Source organism: Tepidibacter thalassicus DSM 15285 (assembly GCF_900129915.1).
Lineage (GTDB): Bacteria > Bacillota > Clostridia > Peptostreptococcales > Peptostreptococcaceae > Tepidibacter > Tepidibacter thalassicus.
Map to the genome: position 1 here is coordinate 16,484 of NZ_FQXH01000010.1, position 24,204 is coordinate 40,687.

The 24,204-nt window shown below is 27.4% G+C and carries 25 protein-coding genes, 2 pseudogenes and 1 riboswitch; of the genes and pseudogenes, 23 read left to right on the plus strand and 4 right to left on the minus strand.

All coding sequences use genetic code 11. From position 1 onward, the window contains the following. Positions 1-12: 12 nt before the first annotated feature. The 17 genes and pseudogenes from BUA19_RS05615 (at position 13) to BUA19_RS05695 (ending at position 15,526) form a co-directional block, all read left to right on the plus strand. Entirely contained in the window at positions 13-726 is a 714-nt protein-coding gene (locus BUA19_RS05615) for a polysaccharide deacetylase family protein (protein WP_072724542.1), read from the plus strand. Next, the gene (locus BUA19_RS05620) at positions 710-1,717 is read left to right on the plus strand and encodes a lysylphosphatidylglycerol synthase transmembrane domain-containing protein (RefSeq protein WP_072724544.1); all 1,008 of its coding nucleotides are present in this window, start codon (positions 710-712) and stop codon (positions 1,715-1,717) included. Before BUA19_RS05615 ends, BUA19_RS05620 begins: the two co-directional genes overlap by 17 nt. Before the next feature lie 142 nt (positions 1,718-1,859). Next, entirely contained in the window at positions 1,860-2,093 is a 234-nt protein-coding gene (locus BUA19_RS05625; protein WP_072724546.1) for a DUF5320 domain-containing protein, read from the plus strand. Positions 2,094-2,178: 85 nt separating this feature from the next. Beyond that, on the plus strand, positions 2,179-2,640 hold the full coding sequence (locus tag BUA19_RS05630) for a DUF134 domain-containing protein (protein WP_072724549.1): 462 nt from the start codon (positions 2,179-2,181) through the stop codon (positions 2,638-2,640). Between the two features lie 711 nt (positions 2,641-3,351). Next, positions 3,352-3,885: pseudogene (locus BUA19_RS12125) on the plus strand (methyl-accepting chemotaxis protein); the annotation flags it as partial. A 137-nt stretch (positions 3,886-4,022) separates the two neighbouring features. Next, positions 4,023-4,913, plus strand: a complete 891-nt coding sequence (locus BUA19_RS05640) for a damage-control phosphatase ARMT1 family protein (RefSeq protein ID WP_072724552.1) — start codon at positions 4,023-4,025, stop codon at positions 4,911-4,913. Between the two features lie 59 nt (positions 4,914-4,972). Further along, complete coding sequence (locus BUA19_RS05645) at positions 4,973-5,932, plus strand: arsenic resistance protein (RefSeq protein ID WP_072724554.1); 960 nt, start codon at positions 4,973-4,975, stop codon at positions 5,930-5,932. A 121-nt stretch (positions 5,933-6,053) separates the two neighbouring features. Further along, a complete protein-coding gene (locus BUA19_RS05650; RefSeq protein ID WP_072724556.1) occupies positions 6,054-7,760 on the plus strand; it encodes a methyl-accepting chemotaxis protein in 1,707 nt (568 codons plus the stop codon). A 92-nt stretch (positions 7,761-7,852) separates the two neighbouring features. Next, positions 7,853-8,596 carry a YwmB family TATA-box binding protein gene (locus BUA19_RS05655; RefSeq protein ID WP_084601964.1) on the plus strand — a complete coding sequence of 248 codons (744 nt, stop codon included), beginning with the start codon at positions 7,853-7,855 and terminating at the stop codon, positions 8,594-8,596. A gap of 17 nt (positions 8,597-8,613) precedes the next feature. Further along, on the plus strand, positions 8,614-9,867 hold the full coding sequence (murA, locus tag BUA19_RS05660; protein WP_072724558.1) for a UDP-N-acetylglucosamine 1-carboxyvinyltransferase: 1,254 nt from the start codon (positions 8,614-8,616) through the stop codon (positions 9,865-9,867). A gap of 62 nt (positions 9,868-9,929) precedes the next feature. Further along, positions 9,930-10,907, plus strand: coding sequence for a stage II sporulation protein D (gene spoIID / locus BUA19_RS05665; RefSeq protein WP_072724560.1), 978 nt, complete (start codon positions 9,930-9,932; stop codon positions 10,905-10,907). A gap of 78 nt (positions 10,908-10,985) precedes the next feature. Next, positions 10,986-11,732, plus strand: coding sequence for a M23 family metallopeptidase (locus BUA19_RS05670; RefSeq protein ID WP_072724564.1), 747 nt, complete (start codon positions 10,986-10,988; stop codon positions 11,730-11,732). Between the two features lie 104 nt (positions 11,733-11,836). After that, entirely contained in the window at positions 11,837-12,100 is a 264-nt protein-coding gene (spoIIID, locus tag BUA19_RS05675; protein ID WP_072724567.1) for a sporulation transcriptional regulator SpoIIID, read from the plus strand. Positions 12,101-12,199: 99 nt separating this feature from the next. Beyond that, complete coding sequence (mreB, locus tag BUA19_RS05680) at positions 12,200-13,222, plus strand: rod shape-determining protein (RefSeq protein ID WP_072724569.1); 1,023 nt, start codon at positions 12,200-12,202, stop codon at positions 13,220-13,222. Between the two features lie 92 nt (positions 13,223-13,314). Beyond that, a complete protein-coding gene (locus tag BUA19_RS05685) occupies positions 13,315-14,388 on the plus strand; it encodes a flagellar hook-basal body protein (protein WP_072724571.1) in 1,074 nt (357 codons plus the stop codon). A gap of 15 nt (positions 14,389-14,403) precedes the next feature. Further along, positions 14,404-15,201 (plus strand): flagellar basal-body rod protein FlgG, encoded by a 798-nt coding sequence (gene flgG / locus BUA19_RS05690; protein ID WP_178137458.1) that lies wholly within the window; start codon positions 14,404-14,406, stop codon positions 15,199-15,201. A gap of 13 nt (positions 15,202-15,214) precedes the next feature. Continuing rightward, the gene (locus BUA19_RS05695) at positions 15,215-15,526 is read left to right on the plus strand and encodes a rod-binding protein (protein ID WP_072724573.1); all 312 of its coding nucleotides are present in this window, start codon (positions 15,215-15,217) and stop codon (positions 15,524-15,526) included. 86 nt (positions 15,527-15,612) lie between these two features. On the opposite strand, the gene BUA19_RS05700 is transcribed toward BUA19_RS05695, so the two are convergent. Together BUA19_RS05700 and BUA19_RS05705 are read right to left on the minus strand one after the other, a co-directional pair. Continuing rightward, positions 15,613-16,647: a hypothetical protein gene (locus BUA19_RS05700; protein ID WP_072724575.1), complete on the minus strand. Its 1,035-nt coding sequence runs from the start codon at positions 16,645-16,647 to the stop codon at positions 15,613-15,615. A gap of 145 nt (positions 16,648-16,792) precedes the next feature. After that, a complete protein-coding gene (locus BUA19_RS05705) occupies positions 16,793-17,602 on the minus strand; it encodes a M48 family metallopeptidase (protein WP_072724576.1) in 810 nt (269 codons plus the stop codon). Positions 17,603-17,911: 309 nt separating this feature from the next. On the opposite strand from BUA19_RS05705, the pseudogene BUA19_RS05710 reads away from it, so the two are divergent. From BUA19_RS05710 to BUA19_RS05725, 4 genes and pseudogenes are all read left to right on the plus strand, one after another. After that, positions 17,912-18,063 (plus strand): annotated as a pseudogene (locus BUA19_RS05710) (helix-turn-helix domain-containing protein); the annotation flags it as partial. 95 nt (positions 18,064-18,158) lie between these two features. Next, complete coding sequence (locus BUA19_RS05715; RefSeq protein WP_072724578.1) at positions 18,159-19,370, plus strand: RNA-guided endonuclease InsQ/TnpB family protein; 1,212 nt, start codon at positions 18,159-18,161, stop codon at positions 19,368-19,370. A gap of 113 nt (positions 19,371-19,483) precedes the next feature. After that, on the plus strand, positions 19,484-19,912 hold the full coding sequence (gene fabZ / locus BUA19_RS05720) for a 3-hydroxyacyl-ACP dehydratase FabZ (RefSeq protein ID WP_072724580.1): 429 nt from the start codon (positions 19,484-19,486) through the stop codon (positions 19,910-19,912). Between the two features lie 38 nt (positions 19,913-19,950). Next, complete coding sequence (locus BUA19_RS05725; RefSeq protein ID WP_072724582.1) at positions 19,951-20,883, plus strand: AEC family transporter; 933 nt, start codon at positions 19,951-19,953, stop codon at positions 20,881-20,883. Here the strand turns inward: BUA19_RS05725 and yyaC are convergent. Both yyaC and BUA19_RS05735 read right to left on the minus strand, forming a co-directional pair. Beyond that, on the minus strand, positions 20,867-21,376 hold the full coding sequence (gene yyaC, locus BUA19_RS05730) for a spore protease YyaC (protein ID WP_072724584.1): 510 nt from the start codon (positions 21,374-21,376) through the stop codon (positions 20,867-20,869). The two genes, BUA19_RS05725 and yyaC, sit on opposite strands and share 17 nt — an antisense overlap. Positions 21,377-21,444: 68 nt before the next feature. Further along, complete coding sequence (locus tag BUA19_RS05735; RefSeq protein WP_072724586.1) at positions 21,445-22,161, minus strand: ATP-binding protein; 717 nt, start codon at positions 22,159-22,161, stop codon at positions 21,445-21,447. A 138-nt stretch (positions 22,162-22,299) separates the two neighbouring features. Here BUA19_RS05735 and BUA19_RS05740 point away from each other — a divergent pair, with 138 nt between their 5' ends. Further along, positions 22,300-22,749, plus strand: coding sequence for a COG2426 family protein (locus BUA19_RS05740; protein WP_072724588.1), 450 nt, complete (start codon positions 22,300-22,302; stop codon positions 22,747-22,749). 58 nt (positions 22,750-22,807) lie between these two features. Beyond that, positions 22,808-22,912: riboswitch (SAM riboswitch) on the plus strand. A 100-nt stretch (positions 22,913-23,012) separates the two neighbouring features. After that, the gene (gene metK / locus BUA19_RS05745; protein ID WP_072724590.1) at positions 23,013-24,200 is read left to right on the plus strand and encodes a methionine adenosyltransferase; all 1,188 of its coding nucleotides are present in this window, start codon (positions 23,013-23,015) and stop codon (positions 24,198-24,200) included. Positions 24,201-24,204: the final 4 nt, after the last annotated feature.

Genomic DNA, 24,204 nt, shown 5'->3' on the forward strand with positions numbered 1-24,204 from the left:
AGGATTGGTTTTGTGAATATTATATTGTTCGTGGTGTTTATAGTTTTAGTATATGCAATAATACCTAATTACTATAATAAATATGTATCTTGTAAAGTTTTAAGAAGAATGAATACAAAAGATAAAAAAATAGCATTGACTTTTGATGATGGACCAGATGAGAGATATACTAATAGATTATTAGATTTACTTAAAAAATATGATGTTAAAGCTACTTTTTTTATTGTTGTATACAATATGTATGGTAATGAAAAGATAGTTGAAAGAATTATTGAAGAAGGTCATAGTATAGGTATACATTCTTTAAAACATAAGCATCCTTGGTTAAGTTCGCCTTTTGGAACTATTAAAGATTTTAAGGAAAGTTTAAAAATATTTAATGAGTTGGGAATAAAAACTATATTATTTAGACCACCTTGGGGAATGTTTAATATATTGACGCAATTTATAGTCAATATATTGGGGTTAAAGACGGTATTATATTCTCTTAGTGCTAGAGATTGGAGTGATAAGGTTTCACATGATTATATAGCTAATAAAATTATTAATAATGTAAAATGTGGAGATATAATTCTTCTTCATGATAGTGGAGGAGCGAAAGGAGCACCAGATAGAACTATAAAAGCTTTAGAGAATGTAATCCCTGAGTTGATAGAAGATGGTTATGATTTTGTGACGGTTGAAACTATTTATCAAGGAGATAATACTTATGAAAAAGAAATTTAATTATATAATTTTATTATTATTGATAATTGGAACTGTGTGGATAATAGTAAATAATAATGATATTTTAAAATTTCCTCAGATAATAGCAAAAATTAACAAGTTATATTTTGGGGTGGCTATGTTATGCATGGTTTTTAATTGGATATTTGGAAGTATTCTTCTTAAAAATATATCAGGGTTAGTTAATTCTAAATTAAAATTTAAAAATGCTTTGAGTATAAATTTGATAGGAGAATATTATAGTTGCATAACTCCATTTTCAAGTGGAGGACAACCAGCACAGGTTTATTATATGTTAAAAGAAAATATACCTATTGGAAAATCTACATCTATACTTATGATGAAGTTTGTAATATATCAAACAGTGATAACTCTGTATTCAATAATTATGTTCTTGATTAGGTTGGATTATATATCTGAGAATTTAAGAAAGACATTGCCTTTTATATACATTGGAATAACGGTAAATATGTTAGTAATAGTTGTTATTTTTATGTTGTTTTTAAATGATGGTATTGTTAGGAACATGTTAAATTTAATATTGAAATTTATAAATAGATTTAAAAATGTAAATAAATATAAAAATAAATTAAATGAGATTTTAGATGAATATACAATTAGTATAAATAAATTAAAGGAAAATATATGTCAAACTATAAAATTTTCTATTTTAGCTATATTTCAAGTTACGTGTTATTTTGGAATAACTTATTTTATTTATGTAGCATTTGGTTTAAAGGGAAAATCTGTAATTGATATTATATCTATTCAATCTTTATTATATATGGCTGTTTCTTTTGTTCCAACACCTGGAACTATTGGAGCGTCAGAGGGAGCGTTTTATATATTTTTTAGATTTTTATTTACAAATGGATTGGTTGTATATGCTATGATTTTATGGAGGATAATAAGCTATTATTCGAGTATTGTAGTTGGAGGATTAGTTGCATTTTTAAATCATTTAGGAGATTTGAGAAAAAGGGTAATTTAACAATAAAAATAATTTTTAGTCGTTTAAAATCAATTTGATTTTAGACGTTTTTTTTTGAAAAAATATATTGACATATGCCCAAAAAAGCGTATAATTAAAATTGTAATGAGCATATGCCAAAAATAAAAAGGAGGTTGTTTTTATGCCAAGATTTGATGGAACTGGTCCAATGGGTAGAGGTAGAATGACTGGTAGAGGAATGGGATTTTGTAATGTTAATTCTGCTAGAAGAAATAATTGGTTTTGCAGAAGAGGATTTGGTTTAGGTAGAGGTTTTATGAACAGAGATGAAGAAAAGAAATATCTTGAAAATCAAAAAGCACTTTTAGAAGAAGAATTAAAAAATATTAATAAATACTTAGATTCTTATAAATAAAAAATAAATAAGTAATAATATAAATTAAGGAGTAAAGTATTTTACTCCTTAATTTATGAAAAATTTATAATTCTGGAGGGAAAAAATGCCAAGACCTAAAAAGTGGAGAAAAGTAGGATTTATTCCTGAAATAAAATTTTATGGACCATTGGATTGTAATACTGAAGATTCAATTGTAACCATGAGTGTAGAAGAGGTAGAGAGTATTAGATTGATGGATTTAGAAGGATTAGATCAAAATGAATGTGCGCAAAGGATGATGATTGCACGTTCAACTTTTCAGAGGATATATAGTGAAGCAAAGAGAAAAATAGCTGACAGTATAGTTAATGGAAAAAAATTAAAAATTGAAGGAGGAAACTATACTTTAAATATATGTAGGATTATATGTCGAAATTGTGGATATGAATGGAAAGAAAAATGTGAAGATATAAAGAATGGCATTAAATGTCCACATTGTGGTTCGCAAAATAATTTGATATGTAGTGAAGATGAAAAAAATAAAGTATGTAGAAGATGTTTTAGACATAGACGTGGAAGATTATAGTTTTAAAATGGGGGGGATTAAATTTAAAATATGAAAAGTATAAAAAGTAAATTATTAATGACAGGGGTTATGGTAGTTTTATTTGTATGTGTAGTTTTTGGAGTATTATTTTACATAAGTTTATCAAAACTTTTAATACATAATAATAATTTAGTTTTAGATGAAAAATTTATACAGAGTATTAGTAATTTTAAGATGATATTTATAGGTTTAACTATATTTGTTATGTTAATATCTGTATTGGTTTTTATGATTTTATCGAATAACATATTAGAACCTATTAAAAATGCTACAAAGTTTATAAATAAGACGGCAAATGATTATGATTTGATAATTTATGAAAATACAAAAGATGCACAAACTTTTTTAAAACGCAAAGATGAAATAGGGGAAATGGGGAAAAATCTTTCAAATTTGAGAAAGCAGTTAAGAGATATTGTTGAAACTATTAAAAAAAATTCTGATTATATTACAAATTATTCGATTAAACTTGAAACTGCAACTGATGAAGTTGTTGAATCTATAAAAACTGTTTTAATTACAATTGAAAAACTATCAAAAGGAGCATTGGAACAGGCAAGTGAAACAGAAAAAACAGTGGAAAAACTAATAAATTTAACAAATAAATTTGATTTAGTTGTGAGCAGTAGCAAAATGGTAGAAGATGATTTTAATAAAGTTGAAAAAAAGAGTGCTGTAGGAAGAAAAGTTATGAAAAATTTAATTGAAAAGTTTGTTGTTAATAATAAATTAGTAAAAGAAGTTGAGAATAGTATAGAAAGGCTATTTATAAAATCTAAAAGTATAGATGAAATAATAAATACTATACAAGCTATATCAAATCAAACTAATTTACTTGCATTAAATGCTGCTATAGAGGCTCAAAGAGCAGGAGAAGCTGGTAAAGGATTTTCGGTTGTTGCAGAGGAAATTAGGAAATTATCAAATGAAACTTCTAAAGCTACTGAAGATATTAAAGGTATTGTTGTAGAAATTCAAAAGGAAATAGTCAATTCAACTGATAATATGAATGCTGCAAATGAAGCTCTATCAGAAGTTGATATTGCATTAAATGAGACTAATATGGCGTTTAAAAATATTGAGGATTTAGTAGATGATATTATTAAAAATATTAAAATATTAAATAACAATATAGACAGAGCAAATGAAGATAAAGAAGATACACTTGAAGCAATTCAAAGAATTTCGTCAATAACACAGGAATTTGCTTCTTCAACTGAACAAACTTCAGGTTTTATGGAAAAACAATTGGGTTCAATTGAGAGTATAGAAAGTATTTCAAGTGATTTGAAAGAAGTTGTAAATGATTTAGATAAGATAGTAAATAAATTTAAACTTTAAAATTATAAGGGGTGACAAGAATGAATACACATGTAGATTGTATATCGTGTATAGTAAACAAAGTTGATAGTTTAGCAAATAAATATTTAGATACTAAAAAGAAAAAATATGATTTTATGAAAAAAGCATTAATGGAAATAGTTAATGCAAATTACAATATGAGTTCACCAACTGTCAGTTCTAAAATTTTAAGAATTTTAAAAGAGGAAGTAAATATTGATGATATATATGAAAAAGAAAAGAGATATTTTAATGATTTAGCACTTAAAATGGAAAAACAATTGGAGGAAAAGTTAAATTTATCTGAAGACAGATTTTTAGATGCTTTAAAATACGCTATATCTGGAAATATAATAGATTTTGGAGCTTTAGATGATATAAAAGATGATATGCTCGATAATATAATACAAACTACTTTAAAACAGAATATAAGTGGAAGTGTATATTCTAAATTTAAAAGAAATTTAGAAAATGCAAGTGAATTAGTATATTTATCTGATAATACAGGAGAAATAGTTTTTGATAAGTTGTTTATTAAGGAAATAAGAAAAAAATATCCTGATTTAAATATAACTTTGATTACAAGAGGAAAACCTGTCTATAATGATGCAACAGAAGAAGATGCTTATTATGTTGGTTTAGATAAGTATGTAAAAATAATTAATAATGGAACAGATATTGCTGGTACAGATCTTTTAGAAATTAACGAAGAAAGTAAGAGATATATTGATAACGCTGATTTAATTATATCTAAAGGACAGGGAAATTTTGAAACTTTATGTGGGTGTGGTAAAAATATATATTATTTATTTTTGTGTAAATGCGATATGTTTGTAGAAAAACTTAAATGCGAAAAATTTACAAGTGTTTTTATAAATGAGGAAGAATGTAGTAAATTATTTGGAGAATAAATTTTGAGCATTTGTTAAAAATATTGATAATCTAAGACTTACTGTGGAGAGTGACGTTTATGTGGAATTTAATTAAATATTTACAAAAAAAATTAATTATTAGCATCCCTTTATTTATGGTTATGGGATTGATTTATGGAAGTTATTTTGAAGTGAGTTTTTTAAAAAAATTGGTTATGCCATTTACTATTTTAATGGTATATCCTATGATGGTTAATTTAAATATAAATGAATTAGCGAAAAAAGGAAATTTAAAATTGCAGTTTATAACTCAGTTAATTAATTTTGTTTTTATGCCGTTAATTGGATTTGCAATAGGTAATTTGTTTTTTAAAGATAATACCTATATTGTTTTGGGATTGCTTTTAACTTCTTTACTACCTACTTCAGGAATGACAATTTCTTGGACTGGCTTTGCGAATGGGAATATATCAGAAGCTATAAAAATGACTATAATAGGATTGATATTGGGTAGTATACTTTCGCCGTTGTATTTAAAATATTTTATGGGAACGTCTATTCAAATACCGTTGGCAAATATTTTTAAACAAATTTTAATGGTTGTGTTTTTACCTATGATTGCAGGTATTATTACAAGAAAATTAATTATTTTAAAATGTGGACAAGAAAGGTACAATAAAGAGTATAAGCAGAAGTTTCCACCATTGTCTACTTTAGGAGTACTTGCAATGGTGTTTACTGCCATGGCGTTAAAATCTAAAACGATAATGTCAGATCCGATGGTTTTAGTGAATTTATTACTGCCATTAATATTGCTTTATATAATTAACTTTACAGTTAGTACAGTAATTGCTAAGTTGTTATTCGATAAGAAAGATGCAATAGCATTGATATATGGAACAGTAATGAGAAATCTTTCGATTGCATTAGCTATTGCCATGGCTGTTTTTAAAGAAAATGGAACGGAAATAGCTTTAATAATAGCAATAGCGTATATTGTTCAGGTACAAGCTGGTGCTTGGTATGTAAAATTTACAGATAAAATTTTAGGTGTATAGAAGTAGAGAAAACCTCCGAAATAATAAATGACGGAGGTTTTCTTAATTTCTTAATTGTTGAATTAATAGAATAGTAATATTATAATAAATTAGAAAGACTTTATGATAGGGGGGTTAAATAATGTATAATAAATTTTTAAAAAACGTTAAAATCACCTCTTTATTATTTATAATATTAATTTTCACATCAATATCTATAGGATATATATTGTATTCAGCTCTAAGTAATATGGAAATTTTAAGTAATGATATGAATTCTTTTTACGAAAAAAACATGCTTACTTCTCTTGAACTAAAAAATCTTGAAACAGAATTTTATATAATGAGACTTAATATGAACAAGATGATTTACTATAAGCAGTATGATAAATCTTTAATAGATAATATAGAAAAACAAAAATCTAGTTTAATTAAAATATTTGACGAATACAGAAATTATAATTTGACAAATGAAGAAAGAAATTTATTTAAAAAAATTGAAAACAATTATAAAGCGTATTTAAATGAGGGAAATAAACTATTAAATAAATTACAACAGGGAATTACATTAAGCGAAGAAGAAGTTACAAGAACAATAAATTATGCTGCTGAAGCTCAAAAAAATATAGATGAATTAGTGTCTTTAAATGTAAATACAGCTCAAAATGTTGTTGACAATGCTAATAGTTTATATAAAAATGCAAGAAAAGTATTTATAGTTTTATCAGTATCAATTATTGCTCTTTTAATAGTATTTACTTTTATGTTTTTACAATTTCTTAAAAAATCAATGACTCAAATTAATGATGTATTGACTAAACTTTCAAATTATGATTTTACAGTTGAATTGGATGAAAATGGAAAAAATGAATTTGCTCAAATGAATCGTTCATTAGCAGAAGTTGTCAAAAATTTAAAAAACACATTAGCTAAAGTAAAAGACGATTCAAAGAAATTGACAAATCAATCTAAAAGTCTTGCTGATGTATCAGAAGAAATGTCGGCATCTTCATATGAACTTGCAGAAACTATGCAGCAAGTAGCTGATGGAAGTATAAACCAATCAGAAAATTTGATGGATATAGTAAATTCTTTATCAACTCTTACAAATAATATAGAAAATGTATATAAAGAACTTCAAAATGTTAAAGATGAAACAGAAAATGCAGAAAACAAAGCTAGTATAGGAAATAAAGAAATGGATATACTAGTTAAATCAATTGAAGAAATAAAAAAAGCTTTTGAATTAGTTATTAGTAAAGTAGAGACATTGACTAATTCGGTAAAGGAAATAAGCAGTGTTACAGAGATGATATCAAGCATATCTGAACAGACAAATTTATTAGCACTTAATGCTACTATAGAAGCTTCAAGAGCGGGAGAACATGGAAAGGGATTTGCTGTAGTGGCTGAAGAAGTGCGTAAATTAGCAGAAGAATCGAAACATTCTACTGAAAAAATTGTAAACTTAGTAAATTCTATTACAAAAGATACTGATGAAGTTATTTATACTTCTAAAAATGTAGAAAAATCTGTTAAAGAACAGACTAAATCTGTTGAAAATACTGTAAAATCATTTAAAGATATACTGATATCTATTGAAAATATTGCACCTCTTATGAAAAAGACATATGATGCCATGGACGAAATTGTAAGATCGAAGGATGTGGTTATGGAGAGAGTAGAGCGTGTAAGTGCTGTAACTCAAGAAAATTCAGCAGCTACAGAAGAAGTGGCAGCATCTTCTGAAGAACTTAATGCTTCATCAGAAAAAGTTGCGTCTACTGCACAGGATTTAAGTGAAATAGCAGGCAATTTGATGGAAATAGTGAATAATTTTAAAGTATAGTTTTTTTAAATATAACTTTTTTTAATTAACATGTATAACCCCTTTTGAATTGTCAATAATGAAAATAGATACAATTTAAAGGGGGTTTTTTTATGAAGAGATTATTTTATTTTGCAATAATAATAGTATTGTTATTAAGTGTAATATCTTCTTATGCTCAACAAAGTCAAGGTGGATATGATAAGATATTGGATGCGTTTAAAAAAACAAATTCTAATTTTGAAGGTTATAATATTAATGGACATGTGAAATTAGATAATAAATTTTTGAGTTTTGAAGAAATAGATAAAATAGTTAATGAAATAAATAAAAGTTTAGGGGTTGATCTTGATAATTTAGAGTATACAAAAACTGATGATAAAAATTTAAGACAAGTATATACGTATTTTAAAAATGATGAAAAACAGGGAATATCAGTTAAAGTAGATAGTGAAAAGTGTGAAAATATGGAAGAAACACATATTACGGTTGACATTAATAATTATCAAGTGTATAAAGATATAGTGAAGAATTATTTAAAATTAAAAAATATACTAAAAAATTATTCTAGAAATGTAGATATATTTTCTTGTATTATAGGATCTTTTAAAGAAAAAGTAGATAAAAAATGCTATAATAGTATAGCGAATAATATATTTTCTAATTTAAATGCTGTGAAAAAAGAAGAGATACAAGATGAGAATATACTATCAGTAACTGGATACACTAGCAATTTAAATGATTATATATCTTATGGGGGAAATAAAATAAATTTAAATGTTTCTTTAAGGTATAGTGAATATGATGATAAGACTTTTATTTACATAGGTACACCTCTTATAGTATTAGAATATTAGGAAAGGACTGAAAATAGGTGGCAAAAATAGTAGTTAGAAAAAGTAAACCTTTAAATGGTTATGTAAAAATAAATGGAGCTAAGAATGCTGTACTTCCAATTATAGCAGCGACATTATTAGCAAAAGATATATCTGTAATAAAAGGAGTTCCGAATTTAAAAGATGTACATGTTATGTCTGACTTATTGAGATTTTTAGGAGCAAAAGTAGAATTTAATGAAGATACACTTACTGTAGATGCTAGAAATATAAAAACTTGTGAAGCACCATATGAGCTCGTTACAAAGATGAGAGCTTCTTTTTTGGTGATGGGACCACTTCTTGCTAGATTCAAAAATTCAAAGATATCAATGCCTGGAGGATGTGCTATAGGGACAAGACCAATAGACCTTCATCTAAAAGGTTTTAAGTCTTTAGGAGCTACTATCGAAATGGATCATGGTTTTGTAGAGGCAAAAGCAGAGAAATTAGTTGGAACTAAACTTTATTTGGATTTTCCGTCTGTTGGAGCAACAGAAAATATAATGATGGCAGCTGTTCTTGCAGAAGGTACTACTATAATTGAAAACGTTGCAGAAGAACCTGAAATAGTAGATCTTGCTAACTTTTTGAATGAAATGGGAGCTAATATTAAAGGAGCAGGAACTAACACTATAAGAATAAAAGGAGTAAAAGAGTTAAAAGGAGCAGTTCATACTGTAATTCCAGATAGAATAGAAGCAGGAACTTACATGGTTGCAGCGGCTATTACAAATGGAGATGTAGTAATAGATAACGTTTTAATTGACCATTTAAAACCAACTATTGCAAAACTTAGAGAGGTAGGTTGTGAAGTGTATGAAATGGAAAATTCAGTTAGAGTAGTTGGTCCGAAGGAAATTAAATCTACGGATATAAAAACTCTACCTCATCCAGGATTTCCAACAGATATGCAATCTCAATTTATGGCTCTTTTAAGTGTTGCAAAGGGAACAGGTGTAGTAATAGAAACTGTATTTGAAAATAGATTTATGCATGTATCAGAACTTAATAGAATGGGAGCAAATATAAAGATAGAAGGAAGAAGTGCTGTAGTTCAAGGAGTGGAAAATCTTCAAGGTTCAACTGTAAATGCTACAGATTTAAGAGCTGGAGCAGCATTGATACTTGCAGGACTTGTTGCAGAAGGAGAAACTACGATTGGAGATGTTCATCATATTTACAGAGGATATGTAGATATAGACAAAAAGTTAAAAGCATTGGGTGCAGATATTGAAGTAATAGATGAATAGGAATAATAATACGAGGTTTTTCATAAACTTTATTGATAAAAATAATCTAAGGAGGAAAGTTTATGAAAAACCCTTTTTTAGTATTTATATATGTTTTTTTTGTAATTATAGTGATACCAGTATTTTTAACTGTGGGAATATATAAAGATTACATATTCAATGAAGATGTTGTTAAAAATAAAAAATTTGAATCTCTAAATATAAAAGTTTATAACAGTAGAAAAGACAAAGTTGAAATTATGGATTTAGAGGAGTACTTATATAATGTTGTAGCATCAGAAATGCCTGCAACGTTTAATGAAGAAGCTTTAAAAGCTCAAGCTATAGCTGCAAGGTCTTATGTTTTTTATAGAATGGAAAATGGAGGAGATAAAATACCTCAACATAAGGGCGCTATTGTATGTACAGATCATACTCATTGTCAAGAATATTTGACAATAGAGCAATTAAAAAAAGCTCATGGTAGAGAGTGGATGCGAAAACTTTGGCCTAAGGTAAAAAAAGCTGTAGATGATACAAGGGGAATGGTCTTAGTATATGAGGGAAAAACAATACAACCTCTATATCATTCTACTAGTGGTGGAAGAACTGAAAATTCGGAAGAAGTATTTAGTGCTAAACTTCCATATTTAAGGTCTGTTGATAGTCCATATGAGCAGGGGTCTCCTAAGTTAATTTCAAATGTGAAAATTAGCAAAAGAGATTTTATTAATAAATTTAAAGATGCAGATATTGTACTATCGGGTAATATAAAAGAAGAAATTAAAGTACTATCTAGAACAGAAGGAGGATCTGTAAAGGAGATAAAAATAGGAAAAAAAGTGATAAGAGGTAGAGATGTAAGAAAAATACTTAATTTAAATTCATCTGATTTTGAAATAAAAATAAATGATAATTATGTAAATATAATAACAAAGGGGTATGGCCATGGCGTAGGAATGAGTCAATGGGGAGCAAATGGAATGGCAAATAAAGGATATAAATACGATGAAATTCTAAAACATTACTTTAAAGGAGTTAAAATAGAAAAGAAATATTAAGATGAAGGACTATAAATGTCCTTCTTTTTTTGTATAGAATTTAAAAATTAGGAAAAAATATAAATGGAGGTGGAAACGATGGAAAATAATAATAAAAATAAAGGTAAAAAACTATTAGAAAGAGATGGATTTTATTTGGTTTTATTTTTATGCGTTTGTTTAGTAGCACTTACTGCAGTATGGGTTACTAAAAATAGTATTGATAATTTAGCAACTGAAAATGGATTTGTAAATTATGAACATGGAGAATTAATAGACGATGATAAAGTAGCTAGTGAAGAAGACGAAATTCATTTGATAAAAGACAATGATAAGGCTGTTCCTACTTCTACAAAACCAAAACAAAACCTAGCAAAAGCAAAAGAAAAACTAGCAACAGAAAGCAAAAGTACGGTTAAAAAAGAAATTGTTAAAATTAGTGCTATTATGCCAGTTGAAGGTGAGTTAAGTAGGGGTTATTCTGATACTGAGCCTAGTTATTCTATTACTTTAGACCAGTGGGAGTTACATAAAGGCATAGATATAAAAGCAGAGGAAGGAACTCCTGTGAAAGCTTCTATGGATGGTGAAGTTTTAGATGTTGTTAAAGATGAAAGAAATGGTGTTACAGTAAAGATGAAACATGATGGAAATTTAGTTACTGTATATAGTAATTTATCACTAGATACAAATTTAAAAAAAGGTCAGAAGTTAAAACGTGGAGATTTAATAAGTAAAGTAGGTAACACATCTATAGTTGAAAGTAAAGAAGGACCACATCTTCATTTTGAAGTTTTAAAAAATGGAAAAAATATAAATCCCCTTTCTATAATAGAATTAAATTAATGTTTAAAGAGCAGGTTTAACCTTATTTTAAGGTTAAGCCTGTTCTATTTTTTGTATAAATTTCATATATATGAATAAGATTATTCCTTTAAGGAGGGGGAGTTTTGAAGGCGCATATAGAGGAAAGAGCTATAATTATTGCTAAATATATTTTAGAAAAAGAAAGTACTGTGAGAGAAACTGCAAAGACATTTGGAGTAAGTAAAAGTACTGTCCATAAAGATGTTACTGAAAGATTGAGTTCTATAAATCCATCTTTAGCTAAAAAAGTAAAAAGAATACTTGATAAAAATAAATCAGAGAGACATATAAGGGGAGGAATGGCAACAAAGTTAAAATATAAAAATAATGGGAAAAATGTAGGGTAAAACCTGCATTTTTTTCTTGACTAAAACAAATTTTTTGTATATTTTTGTAGAAGGAAATAAAGTAAAATAATTACAAAACAAAAGATAGGAGAGATATTAATGGTTAGACCAGATATAGGGATAGATTTAGGTACTGCAACAGTTTTGGTATATGTAAAAGGAAAGGGAATAGTATTAAAAGAACCTTCGGTTGTAGCAATAGATAAAGTTAAAAATAAAGTTTTGGCAGTTGGAGAAGAAGCGAGAAAAATGATAGGGAGAACCCCTGGGAATATAGTGGCTATAAGACCGTTGAAAGATGGAGTAATATCAGATTATGATGTTACTGAAAAAATGCTAAGATACTTTATAGATAAAGTATTAGGAAAAAAAGGATTTTTTAAATTTTTTAAGCCTGAAATAATGGTTTGTGTACCATCTGGAGTAACAGAAGTAGAGAGAAGAGCGGTAGAAGATGCTACAAAACAAGCCGGTGCTAGAGAAGTTCATATAATAGAAGAGCCAATAGCTGCAGCTATTGGAGCGGGGCTTGATATATCTCAGCCAGAAGGACATATGGTTGTAGATATAGGAGGAGGTACTGCTGATATAGCGGTTATTTCTCTTGGCGGAACTGTTGTTAGCACTTCTATAAAAGTAGCTGGAGATAAATTCGATGAAGCTATAGTAAAGTATATGAGAAAGAAACATAGCTTACTTATAGGAGAGAGAACAGCTGAACAAATAAAAATAAATATAGGTGCAGCTTTTCCTAGAAAACCGGAAGTTACAATGGATGTAAGAGGTAGAAATTTAATATCAGGTCTTCCGGTTACAATAAAAGTTTCATCGTCAGAAATGTTGGAGGCATTAGAAGAAAGTGTTACTCAAATAGCAGATGCAGTTCATGGTGTACTTGAAAGAACTCCACCTGAACTTTCAGCAGATATAAGTAATAAAGGAATAATTATGACAGGAGGAGGTTCTTTAATTTGGGGACTTGATAAATTGATACAAGAAAGAACTGGAATAAAAGTTAATATAGCTGAAGATGCAGTATCTTGTGTAGCAAAAGGTACAGGAGAAGCTTTAAATTCTTTAAAAGTTTTGCAAAAGGGAGGAATGCTTAATTTTAGAAAATAATTCTACAAAAAATTATCCGTTTTAAATTAAACTTTTTCTATTTTAATGCCGATATATTAAAATGATAGAGAAAAAATTTTTGGAGTGATAATATGTTTAGAGGCCTTTATACTGTAACTTCTGCAATGCAGACGAATCAGAAAAAACTAGATGTAGTTGCTAATAATATAGCAAATGCTAATACTAATGGATTTAAAAAAGATGTGGTAATCTCAGAAGCTTTTCCAGAAAAATTAATAAGTAAAATAAATGGTAAATTGCCAAGCAATCCAAATAATAAAGGCAATTTAGATGTCAAACGAGATGGAGAAGGTTTCTTTGTTACAACACCTAAAGGCTTTTTTACTGTAGATAGTCCGATGGGAAGAAGTTATAATAGATCGTTAAAATTTGCTGTAGATAATCAAGGATATTTAAAAACTTATACTAGAGATATAAATAAAGGAGTAGATACAACTACTGGATTTTATGTTTTGGATTCAAATGGAAATAGGATACAAGTTCCTGATAAAAATATAGAAATTGATAAAGTTAATGGTAATATTTTATCAAATGGACAAGTTATAGCAAATATAATATATAATCCACCTAAAAATGTTATAGGAACTATAAATGGAGGATTGAGATTAGATAGAATTCAGACTAATTTTTCGTTGGGACAATTAATACCTACAAATAATAAGTTGGATTTTGCTATAAAAGGTGAAGGATTTTTTAAGATACAGACTAAAAGTGGAATAAGATATACAAGAGATGGTTCTTTTTTAATTAATGATAAAGGGCAATTAGTTACTCAAGATGGTAATTATGTACTTGGCAAGAATGGGGTAATAACATTATCTGAAGATTTTAAAGTAACATCAGATGGGAAATTATATGTAGATGATTCTTATGTAGATCAGTTGGATATAGTTAATGTTTTAAATGTAAATGCTTTGAGAAAAGAGGGGAATAATCTTTATAAAGTAGAAGATAATGTCAATCCAAATGAAGAACAATTTAAGGGAGAGTTAATTCAAGGAAGTTTAGAAGGTTCTAATGTGAGTTCAATAAATGAAATGGTAGATATGATTTCTGTATTGAGAGAGTATGAAAGTGATCAAAAAGTTATAAAAGCATATGATGATATGTTGGGTAAGGCTGTGAATGAAATAGGAAAAGTTTAATTGGAGGGATAAGTTATGATGCGAGCTCTTTGGACAGCTGCGAGTGGGATGAAATCTCAACAGCTTAATATAGATACTATATCAAATAATTTAGCTAATGTTAATACGACTGGATATAAAAAGCAAAGATTAGAATTTAAAGACCTTTTATATGAAAATATTAAAAAAGCAAATATAATTGAAGGTCAAGGAAGTCCTTCGAATTTACAAATAGGCCATGGGGTTATGCCTAGTGCTACAAGTAGGATATTTGAAAATGGTACACCAGATAGAACTGATAATCCAACGGATTTTGCTTTGGATGGACAAGGTTTTTTTGCAATTGAAACTCCATCGGGAGAAAGACTTTATACTAGAGATGGTTCATTTAAATTGAGTGTAGATGAAGATACTAAAAAACTTGTTACAAGTGAAGGATATACAGTTTTGACAGAAGATGATGAAGAAATAGTGATAGAAGATGGTTATACAGACTTTACAATAGATCAAGATGGTAATATAAGTGTTAAGAATGAAGATGGAGAAGTAGAAGAACTAGGAAAAATAAAAATTGTTAATTTTTTAAATCCAGATGGATTAGAAGCAGTAGGAAGAAACTTTTTTAAAGCAACTAATGCATCGGGAGAAGAGATAGTTTTGGAAGATGAAAATAGAAATACTAAAGTATTTCAAGGTTTTTTAGAATCATCTAATGTTCAAATTGTAGATGAAATGATAAAAATGATTACAGCTCAAAGAGCATATGAAATAAATTCTAAAGCTATTCAAACAGCAGATGATATGCTTCAGATGGCAAATAATTTAAAAAGATAAGCTGGTGATTTAAATGCAGATAAATACTAATAATAATTTAGATGTTTTAAAAAGTAAACTTCAAAATAACAAAGATAATAAAAAACTTATGAAAGCGTGTAAGGAATTAGAAGCTGAGTTTGTAAAAATAATGTTTAAAGAGATGAAAAAAACTGTACCTAAAGATACATTGATGCAGAAATCTTCAGGTAGAGAAATATTTGAAGATCTTTATACAGAAGAGTTAGCAACTCAGGCATCTACTAATTCTTCTTTAGGGCTTGCCAAGCTTATATATGAACAATTCACTAAAACTAATATGAGAAATTTTTCGTCAAAGAAATAAGAATGAGTTTTATTAAAAAAAGTGTGGCAATTCATATCCTGATTTTTGTGAATTAGAATATGAATTGCCACTTGTTTTTTATAATGTTAATTAGTTGTATGTAAATTTTTTAAAGGTATACTTTTTATTTTTGAATTAAATTCATTGTTTTCGTCTTCTTCGTCTATGCAAATATATAATTTATTTTTGTAAATAGTGACATCTGTTAATACTTTACGAGTTGATTTAGAATTATTTAATGAATCAATAATTATAGGAATCCATTTATTATTTTTTTTATCATATTTTTTAATTTTAATTTGAGATTTGTCATTTTCGATTTCTTCACTCCAAAAAGCATATAATTCATTATTGTATATTATAGCTTTTGGATAATTTGCATTTTTATTTTTGTTATAATTTAAAGCTGAATTTCCTATATCAACTAATTTATGATCTTTATTGAATTTTTTTGCATGTATTTCAAAAATATTATTTTTAGAGTTACACATGTAAAAAATATATATTTCATTATTATGAATTAATAAATCTTTTATATAATATTCTTTATTGAAATAGTTATTTAAATATGAATTATTTATGTCTATCCATTTTTTTCTGTTTTCATCGAATTTTTTTAAGTATATAGTGGTTGAGTTTTGATTGTTTTTTTCATTTACTAAAACATACAAATTATTATTGTAGACTATAGGATATGTTTTAGATCCATATCTTAAATCAACATAATTTAAAGCATTTATCCAAGTATTATTTTTTTTATTGAGCTTTTTTATATGTATTTTAAATTCATTAGAGTTTGTTTCTTCGCTCCAAAAAATATATAATTCATTGTTATATACTATAGGTGTTATATTTATTGCGTTTTTAAAACTATTATAATTTAAAGAATTATTACCTATATTTATCCATTTGTTTTTAATATCATCGTATTTTTTTACTTTTATTTGAGAAATATTTTTTTCTGTATTTTCACTATAACACATGTATAATTCATTGTTGTATAAAATAGTTTTTGAAAAACGAGAATTGTTAGAAAGTTTTTCGGATTGGTTGTTTGAGCAAGCACTTATACAGCTTAAAAGTATTAATAAAATGATATAATATATTTTTTTGAATTTCATTGTAGTTCTCCCTTTTATATATTTATTAGATAATGTTATTAAATCGAAATAAATTGATAAAATCAATATGTTTGTCATGAATTGACATTATAGTGTCATGAATTGCAATAAATATATATATTATATATATCAAAAAATGAATTATCTATAAAATATTTGTATGAAAATTTAAATTTTCTTTAATATAATTAATTCTGTCATTTAAACATGGATGAGTAGTTAACAATTTTCTTATTTTGTGCATATCAGTTTTTAGTTTGTTTTTAATAGTAATTTTTTTTAATGCATTTATTAAATTTTCACTGTTTTTAATTGATTTAATGACAAACATGTCAGCTTCAATTTCTTGATTTCTAATGTAACGTAAAAATCCTAGTATAGCGCTTAGGATATATATACAGATAGTAATTTTTAATGACAAGTTTTCATTAATATCTATTTGAAATAGTTTAAAACCTGCTATACAAGCTATTGGGAGTAATCCTAAAATTATCATAATGATGCTTCTTTTTAAATCATGTTTTTTTATAATATGGTAAAATTCATGATAGATTATTGCTTTTAGTTCTTCAGTTTCCAGTTCATCAATTAATTCTTCGTCTAGAATAATTGTATACTTAGAGAAACCTTGTACTGAAGCATTCATTTTAGGATTTTTAGTACGAGGTCTAATGAATAATTTTACTTTTGACTTTTGAATATTGACTGATAACAAAATTTCTTGCACCATATTAAATAAATGACCTTCAGTTATAGTTTGTAATTTACAAGCTTGTGCTGAAATTAAAGGAATATAATTTTTTATAAATATTATTACAATATATAATATGCTGTATAAAAATAATACTGTATATATGTCAGGTTTTTTTATAGTTACAAATAATATAATAGATGAATATACAGTAATTAAAATAAAAATAACTAAATAAAACTTAAAATTATTGAATTTTTTCATTTGTTAGTACTCCTTACTATTTTAAAAATAATATTTAGAGAATCTACTATAAATATAATAGCTTTTTGGTGAAAGTAAACCTTTTTGTCATGAATTGACATTATAGCGTCACGAATTGCGATAAATACATATTTTAACAGTTTAGAAGTTCGTGTAATTCAAATTGCAATTGAGTGTGTATCAGTGATGTGAGAAGTGATATTGCTAAAATACATAATAAATATTAAAAAATTTAACAAAAAACGTCTGCATATTCTTAAAATTATATTATAATTATTATATAAAATTAAAATAAGGGGATTTGTAAATATGAAAGCAAAAGAAGTTTTAGAGTTGTTACAAATTTCAAGACCAACCTTAACAAAATATGTTAAAGAAGGTATTATAAAAACTACAACCTTATCTAATGGTAGATATGATTATGACAAGGATAGTGTTATAGGTTATTCAATAAGAATGTATAATAAAAGAAAAGGTAAAAGAATAAAGGCAATATTAGAAGAGAGAGAAAGTTAATGGCTTTATATAAAGAAAGAAAAGAAAGCGAGGTGAGAAAATGATAGTGCGAAGGGTAGAAAAGCATATTATTAGACAAAACAATAAGTATTATGATATGTTAGATAACTTTTGCTTTATGTCTAAGAATTTATATAATTTTGCAAACTATCAAATTAGACAACAATTTTGTAAAAATGGAGAATTTATAAATTATACTAAATTAGATAAACTATTAAAACAAGATGGAATGGATTATGATTATAGAAACATGCCAGTTGCACAGTCAGCTCAACAATGTTTAAGACTACTAGAAAAGAATTGGAAATCATTCTTTGAATCTATTAAAAAATGGAATAAAAACAAAGATAAGTATACTGGTAGACCTAAACTTCCAAAATACTTAAAGAAAAATGGAAGAAACATTCTTATATTAACTAATAACAATTGTAAAATAAAAGATGGTATAATTAAATTTCCTAAGAGTTTCAACGGTTTTACCTTAAAAACTAAAGTTAACAAATTGCAACAAGTAAGAATTTTACCTAGAAATAAACATTTTATAATAGAAGTGGTATATAGAATTGACATAAAAGAACCAAAAGTTGATAATAGAGGATATATAGGTATTGATATTGGAATAGATAATCTAGCAACCATTTGTAACAATGTAGGTGCTAAACCTATTATTGTCGATGGTAAGAGTCTAAAATCAATAAATCAATACTATAATAAAAAACTATCTCATTTTAAGAAAGTTGCAAAAAGAATGAATGGGATAGATTTAACTAATAGGATGAATAGACTAACTATTAAAAGAAATAACAAGGTCATAGACTATCTACATAAAGCTAGTAAAATGGTGATTGATTATACTTTAAGTTTAAATTGTAACACTATTGTAATTGGTACTAATAAAGATTGGAAAAGAGAAAGTAAATTAAGTAAAAAAGTTAATCAGTCATTTGTAGGTATACCACATCAAAGATTTATAGAAATGATACAATATAAAGCTGAAAATGTTGGAATAAATGTTATTCTAACAGAAGAAAGTTATACAAGTGGTACTAGTTTTTTAGACAATGAATTACCTATAAAAGAAAATTACAATAAAAGAAGAAGGATTAAGAGAGGTTTGTTTAAATCAAATAAAGGGATATTAATTAATGCAGACTTAAATGGAGCTTATCAAATAGTAAAAAAAGTATTCCCCAAAGCATTTGCAGAGGGGATAGAGGGTGTAGGGTTACACCCGGTCAGAGTAGATGTTTAACATTGACTGATAAATAGTTTTATTAAAATTTATAAATTTTAATAAAACTAATAACCTGCTAAAATGGATACATAAATTAATTAGGTATTAGTAGATATAAAGGAGTGATAAAGGTGCTTAATATAGATCAGATTAAAGAGATAATACCTCATAGATACCCGTTTTTATTAGTTGATAAAATAGTAGAGTTAGAAGAAGGAAAAAAAGCAGTTGGAATAAAAAATGTAACTTTAAATGAACCATTTTTTCAAGGACATTTTCCAGAGTATCCTTTAATGCCAGGAGTTTTAATAGTTGAAGCCATGGCTCAAGTAGGAGCTGTAGCTATGATGAGTGTTGAAGAAAACAAGGGAAAACTTGGAGTGTTTACAGGAATAGATAAAGTGAGATTTAGAAGAGAAGTAAGACCTGGAGATACACTTAGAATGGAAGTTGAATTAGTAGCGATGAGAAGAGGGATAGGAAAAGCAGAAGCTAAGGCTTATGTTGGAGAAGAACTTGTTTGTAGTGGAAATTTAATGTTTGCATTAGTAGAAAAGTAAAAGGGCTCTTAAAGCCCTTAATTTTATGAGGTGATACAGTGGATTTTATTTCTACATTCAATCAAATATTTATGTTGTTTACATTGATACTTTTGGGTTATATAGCAAATAAAAAAGGTGTTGTAACTAAGTCGTTAAATAAAGAATTGAGTAATGTGATACTTTATATAACATTACCTGCACTTATAATAAAGTCTATGCAGTACGATTTTTCAAAAGATATGATGCTAAAAAGTGTGAAAATAATATTGATATCAATATTTATATATTCATCGACAATATTATTTTCTCGTATTATCGCTGCAATATTAAAGATTGAAGGAAAAACAAAAGATATAGTACAGTTTTTGATTATATTTCCAAATGTAGGATTTATGGGATATCCGGTGATAAGTTCTATTTACGGTGATTCTGGAGTTTTTTATACAGCGTTATTTAATATGCCTTTTAATATATTAATTTGGACAGTTGGTGTAGTTATAATGTCTAGACATTATAAAAAAGATAATAGTATTAGCATAAAAAAAATACTTTTTAATCCGGGCGTGTTTGCTATCATTGTAGGTTATACTTTATTTTTACTATCAATAAAACTTCCAAAGCCTATATATGATATTTTAGACATTTTAGGGTCTTCTACAACTCCTATGTCGATGATTGTAGTAGGTTCAATACTCGCTCAGTCCAGAATACAAGAAGCTTTTAAGGATAAGTATTTGATTATGGTATCTTTTGTAAGACTTTTGATTATTCCTCTTATAGTATATTTTGTATTGAAAAAAATTTTATTTTTAGATGGTTTGATATTGGGAATACCTTTTATAATCTGTGCTATGCCAAGTGCTGCCAATGCTGCTATATTTGCAACTAGATTTGAGAATAATCATGTTTTAGCTTCTCAAGGTGTATTTATAACTACTTTATTTTCTGTAATTACTATACCTATTCTTGTAGCTATGTTGCAAGTATAATAGAAGTTGCTATTATTTCAGACATTTCTATTATAAAGTTAAGTCTTATATTGCTGAATGTAAATTTACTATCTTCATTAATTTCATCTACTATGGCAACTATAGAGTAATTTCCGATTTTAGGAAGTATTTTACCAACTCCTTTTCCTGGATGTATAGGACCTTCTCTGATTTGAATATTTCCTATGTTGCTCTTTTCTCCTAAACAAGCATCTATAGCTATAAAAATAGCATCGGGATGCTTTTTTTGTATATCTGATAAAGATTCATATATATTTAAAGCGTGAATAGGTTTATCTAAAGTTCCATATACAGGGTATTTATAGTCGCTGTTTTTTAGCATAGTTCCAACTAAAGGACCTAGGGAATCACCTATGCATCTATCTGTTCCTATACAAATTATTACTGTGTTATCCTTTATTATTGTTTTTAAAAGTTCCGTTAGAACATGTATAACATCTTCTTCTTTATAATTTGCTTTAGCTAAATACACAGATAGCACCTCCTAATTAAGTATATGGATGAGGTGCTAAAAATATGAGAATAGCTCAAAGAATTGAATTAAGGTTTAAACCAAAGTTGAACTTGTTCTTTATTTTGAAGACAGCTCAACATTCTTTTTCTAAAATCAGGTATTTTATGAGAAAAATCTTTTACTATTTCATTTGCAAATTCTCTTTTTGTTCTTTTATCGACAGGACAAGGGCTTTTAAGTACAGGTAAGTTATGTTTTTTTACAGCTGTTATAATTGTGCTTTCAGGTATATATATCATAGGTCTAATAGTTGTTATATCTTTTCTATCTAAGTATGTAACAGGCTTAAATGTATTTATTCGTCCTTCGTAAAACATACTTAAAAATAATGTTGAAATACCATCATCTAAGTGATGACCTAAAGCTATTTTATTAATTCCTCTTTCCTTAGCCATATCGTGCATTGCTCCACGTCTCATTCTAGAACAAAGAGAACAAGGATTAGATTCTTTTCTTTCATCAAAAACTATTTGAGCTATTTGAGTTTTTACTATTGTGTAAGGAATTTCTAGCTTTTTTAAAAAAGATTTAGCATTTTCTAAATCCATATTTTTAAATCCTGGATCAACTGTAATTGCTTCAAGTTCAAATTTTTGAGGTGAAAATCTTTGATAGAGCTTTAGGGCATATATGAGAGTTATGCTGTCTTTACCTCCGGAAAATCCCACTGCAATTTTATCTCCATCTTGTATCATGTTGTAATCTTCACACGCTCTTCTTATACATCCTAGTATTTTTTTCATATTAAAGTCCTCCTTTAATGAGTTTTGACATATAAAAAGTTTATATGAAAAAAAATATAAATTCAATTACAACAATATTAAATTTTACGTTATAATAGAGTGGGTTGAATATTTAGTTTAAGGGGTGGAGTTTTATACATGTTTTTAAAGTATATATATTTATTGCTTATTTCAGCAGTTCCAATAATTGAACTTAGAGGAGCAATACCAATAGGGGTTTCATTAAATTTGAATCCTGTATATGTTTATATAATATGTGTTATAGGTGCGACATTACCTGTACCGTTTTTAGTAATTTTCTTCAGAGATTTGTTGAAGTGGTTCAAAAAGAACAAATACTTAAAAAAAATTGGAGATTACCTGGACAATAGAGTTAACAAAAAAAGCAAAAAAATGAGAAAGGGAAAACTATTAGGTCTTATTTTATTTGTCGGAATACCTCTTCCGACTACTGGAACATGGACAGCAGCCATGGCAGCATCTGTATTAAATATTAGAATGAAAGATGCGATAATTGGAATATTTATTGGAAATATCATAGCGGGGATTATAGTATTGGCATTATCTTACAACTTGATTCGCTATTGACAATAACAATCAAAAATAGTATTATATATTAAGTTGGAAAATTACATAAAATCTTGATACCTTATCAAGAGAGGTGGAGGGATAGGCCCTGTGAAACCCAGCAACCGCCCTAAGAGGGAATGGTGCTAATTCCTACAGAAGATTTTCTTCTGGAAGATGAGGTTTTTTGAAAAAAAATTAGCCTCTTCCAGTGGAAGAGGCTTTAATTTTTCGAAAAAAGGCAACAATAAAAGTTATATATAAAATGTATAGGAGGTATAAAAATGGCGAAAAGATTATTTACTTCAGAGTCAGTTACAGAAGGACATCCAGATAAAATTTGTGACCAAATTTCAGATTCTATATTAGATGCATTACTTGAGCAAGATCCTTATTCAAGAGTTGCTTGTGAAACATCTGTTACTACAGGACTTGTTTTAATTTCAGGAGAAATATCTACTAGAGGATATGTAGATATTCAAAAAATAGTTAGAAATAGAATAAAAGAAATAGGATATGATAGAGCTAAATATGGATTTGATGGAGATACTTGTGCAGTGTTAGTTGCGATAGATGAGCAATCTTCTGATATAGCCATGGGAGTAAATGAAGCATTAGAAAGTAAAGAAGGAAAAATGAGAGATGAAATTGAAGCTATTGGTGCAGGAGATCAAGGTATAATGTTTGGATTTGCATGTGATGAAACTCCAGAACTAATGCCTCTTCCAATATCACTTGCACATAAGCTTGCTAGAAAGCTTACAGAAGTTAGAAAAAACGGAACGCTTTCATATTTAAGACCAGATGGAAAAACTCAAGTTACAGTTGAGTATGATGATGATAAAATTGTAAGAGTAGACACTGTTTTAATATCAACTCAACATAGTCCAGAAGTAACAAGAGAGCAAATAGAAAAGGATTTAATTGAGCATGTAATAAAACCAGTAATACCAGAAAATTTATTTGTAGATACTAGAATATTAGTAAATCCAACAGGAAGATTTGTTATAGGTGGGCCTCATGGAGATGCTGGACTTACAGGAAGAAAAATAATAATAGATACTTATGGTGGATATGCAAGACATGGTGGAGGAGCATTTTCAGGAAAAGATGCAACTAAAGTTGATAGATCAGCAGCTTATGCAGCAAGATATGTTGCTAAAAATATAGTTGCAGCAGGACTTGCTAAAAAATGTGAAATAGAAGTAGCTTATGCTATAGGAGTTGCAGAACCTGTATCTATAATGGTTGAAACTTTTGGTACTGGAAAAGTTTCAGAAGAAAAATTAGTAGAGCTTGTTAAAAAACATTTTGATTTAAGACCAGGAGCTATAATAAGAGATTTAGATTTAAGAAAACCAATATTCAGACATACTGCAGCTTATGGACATTTTGGAAGAACTGATTTTGATTTCCCTTGGGAAAGAACAGATAAAGCTGAAATACTTAGAAAAGAAGCATTAGGAGAATAACAGA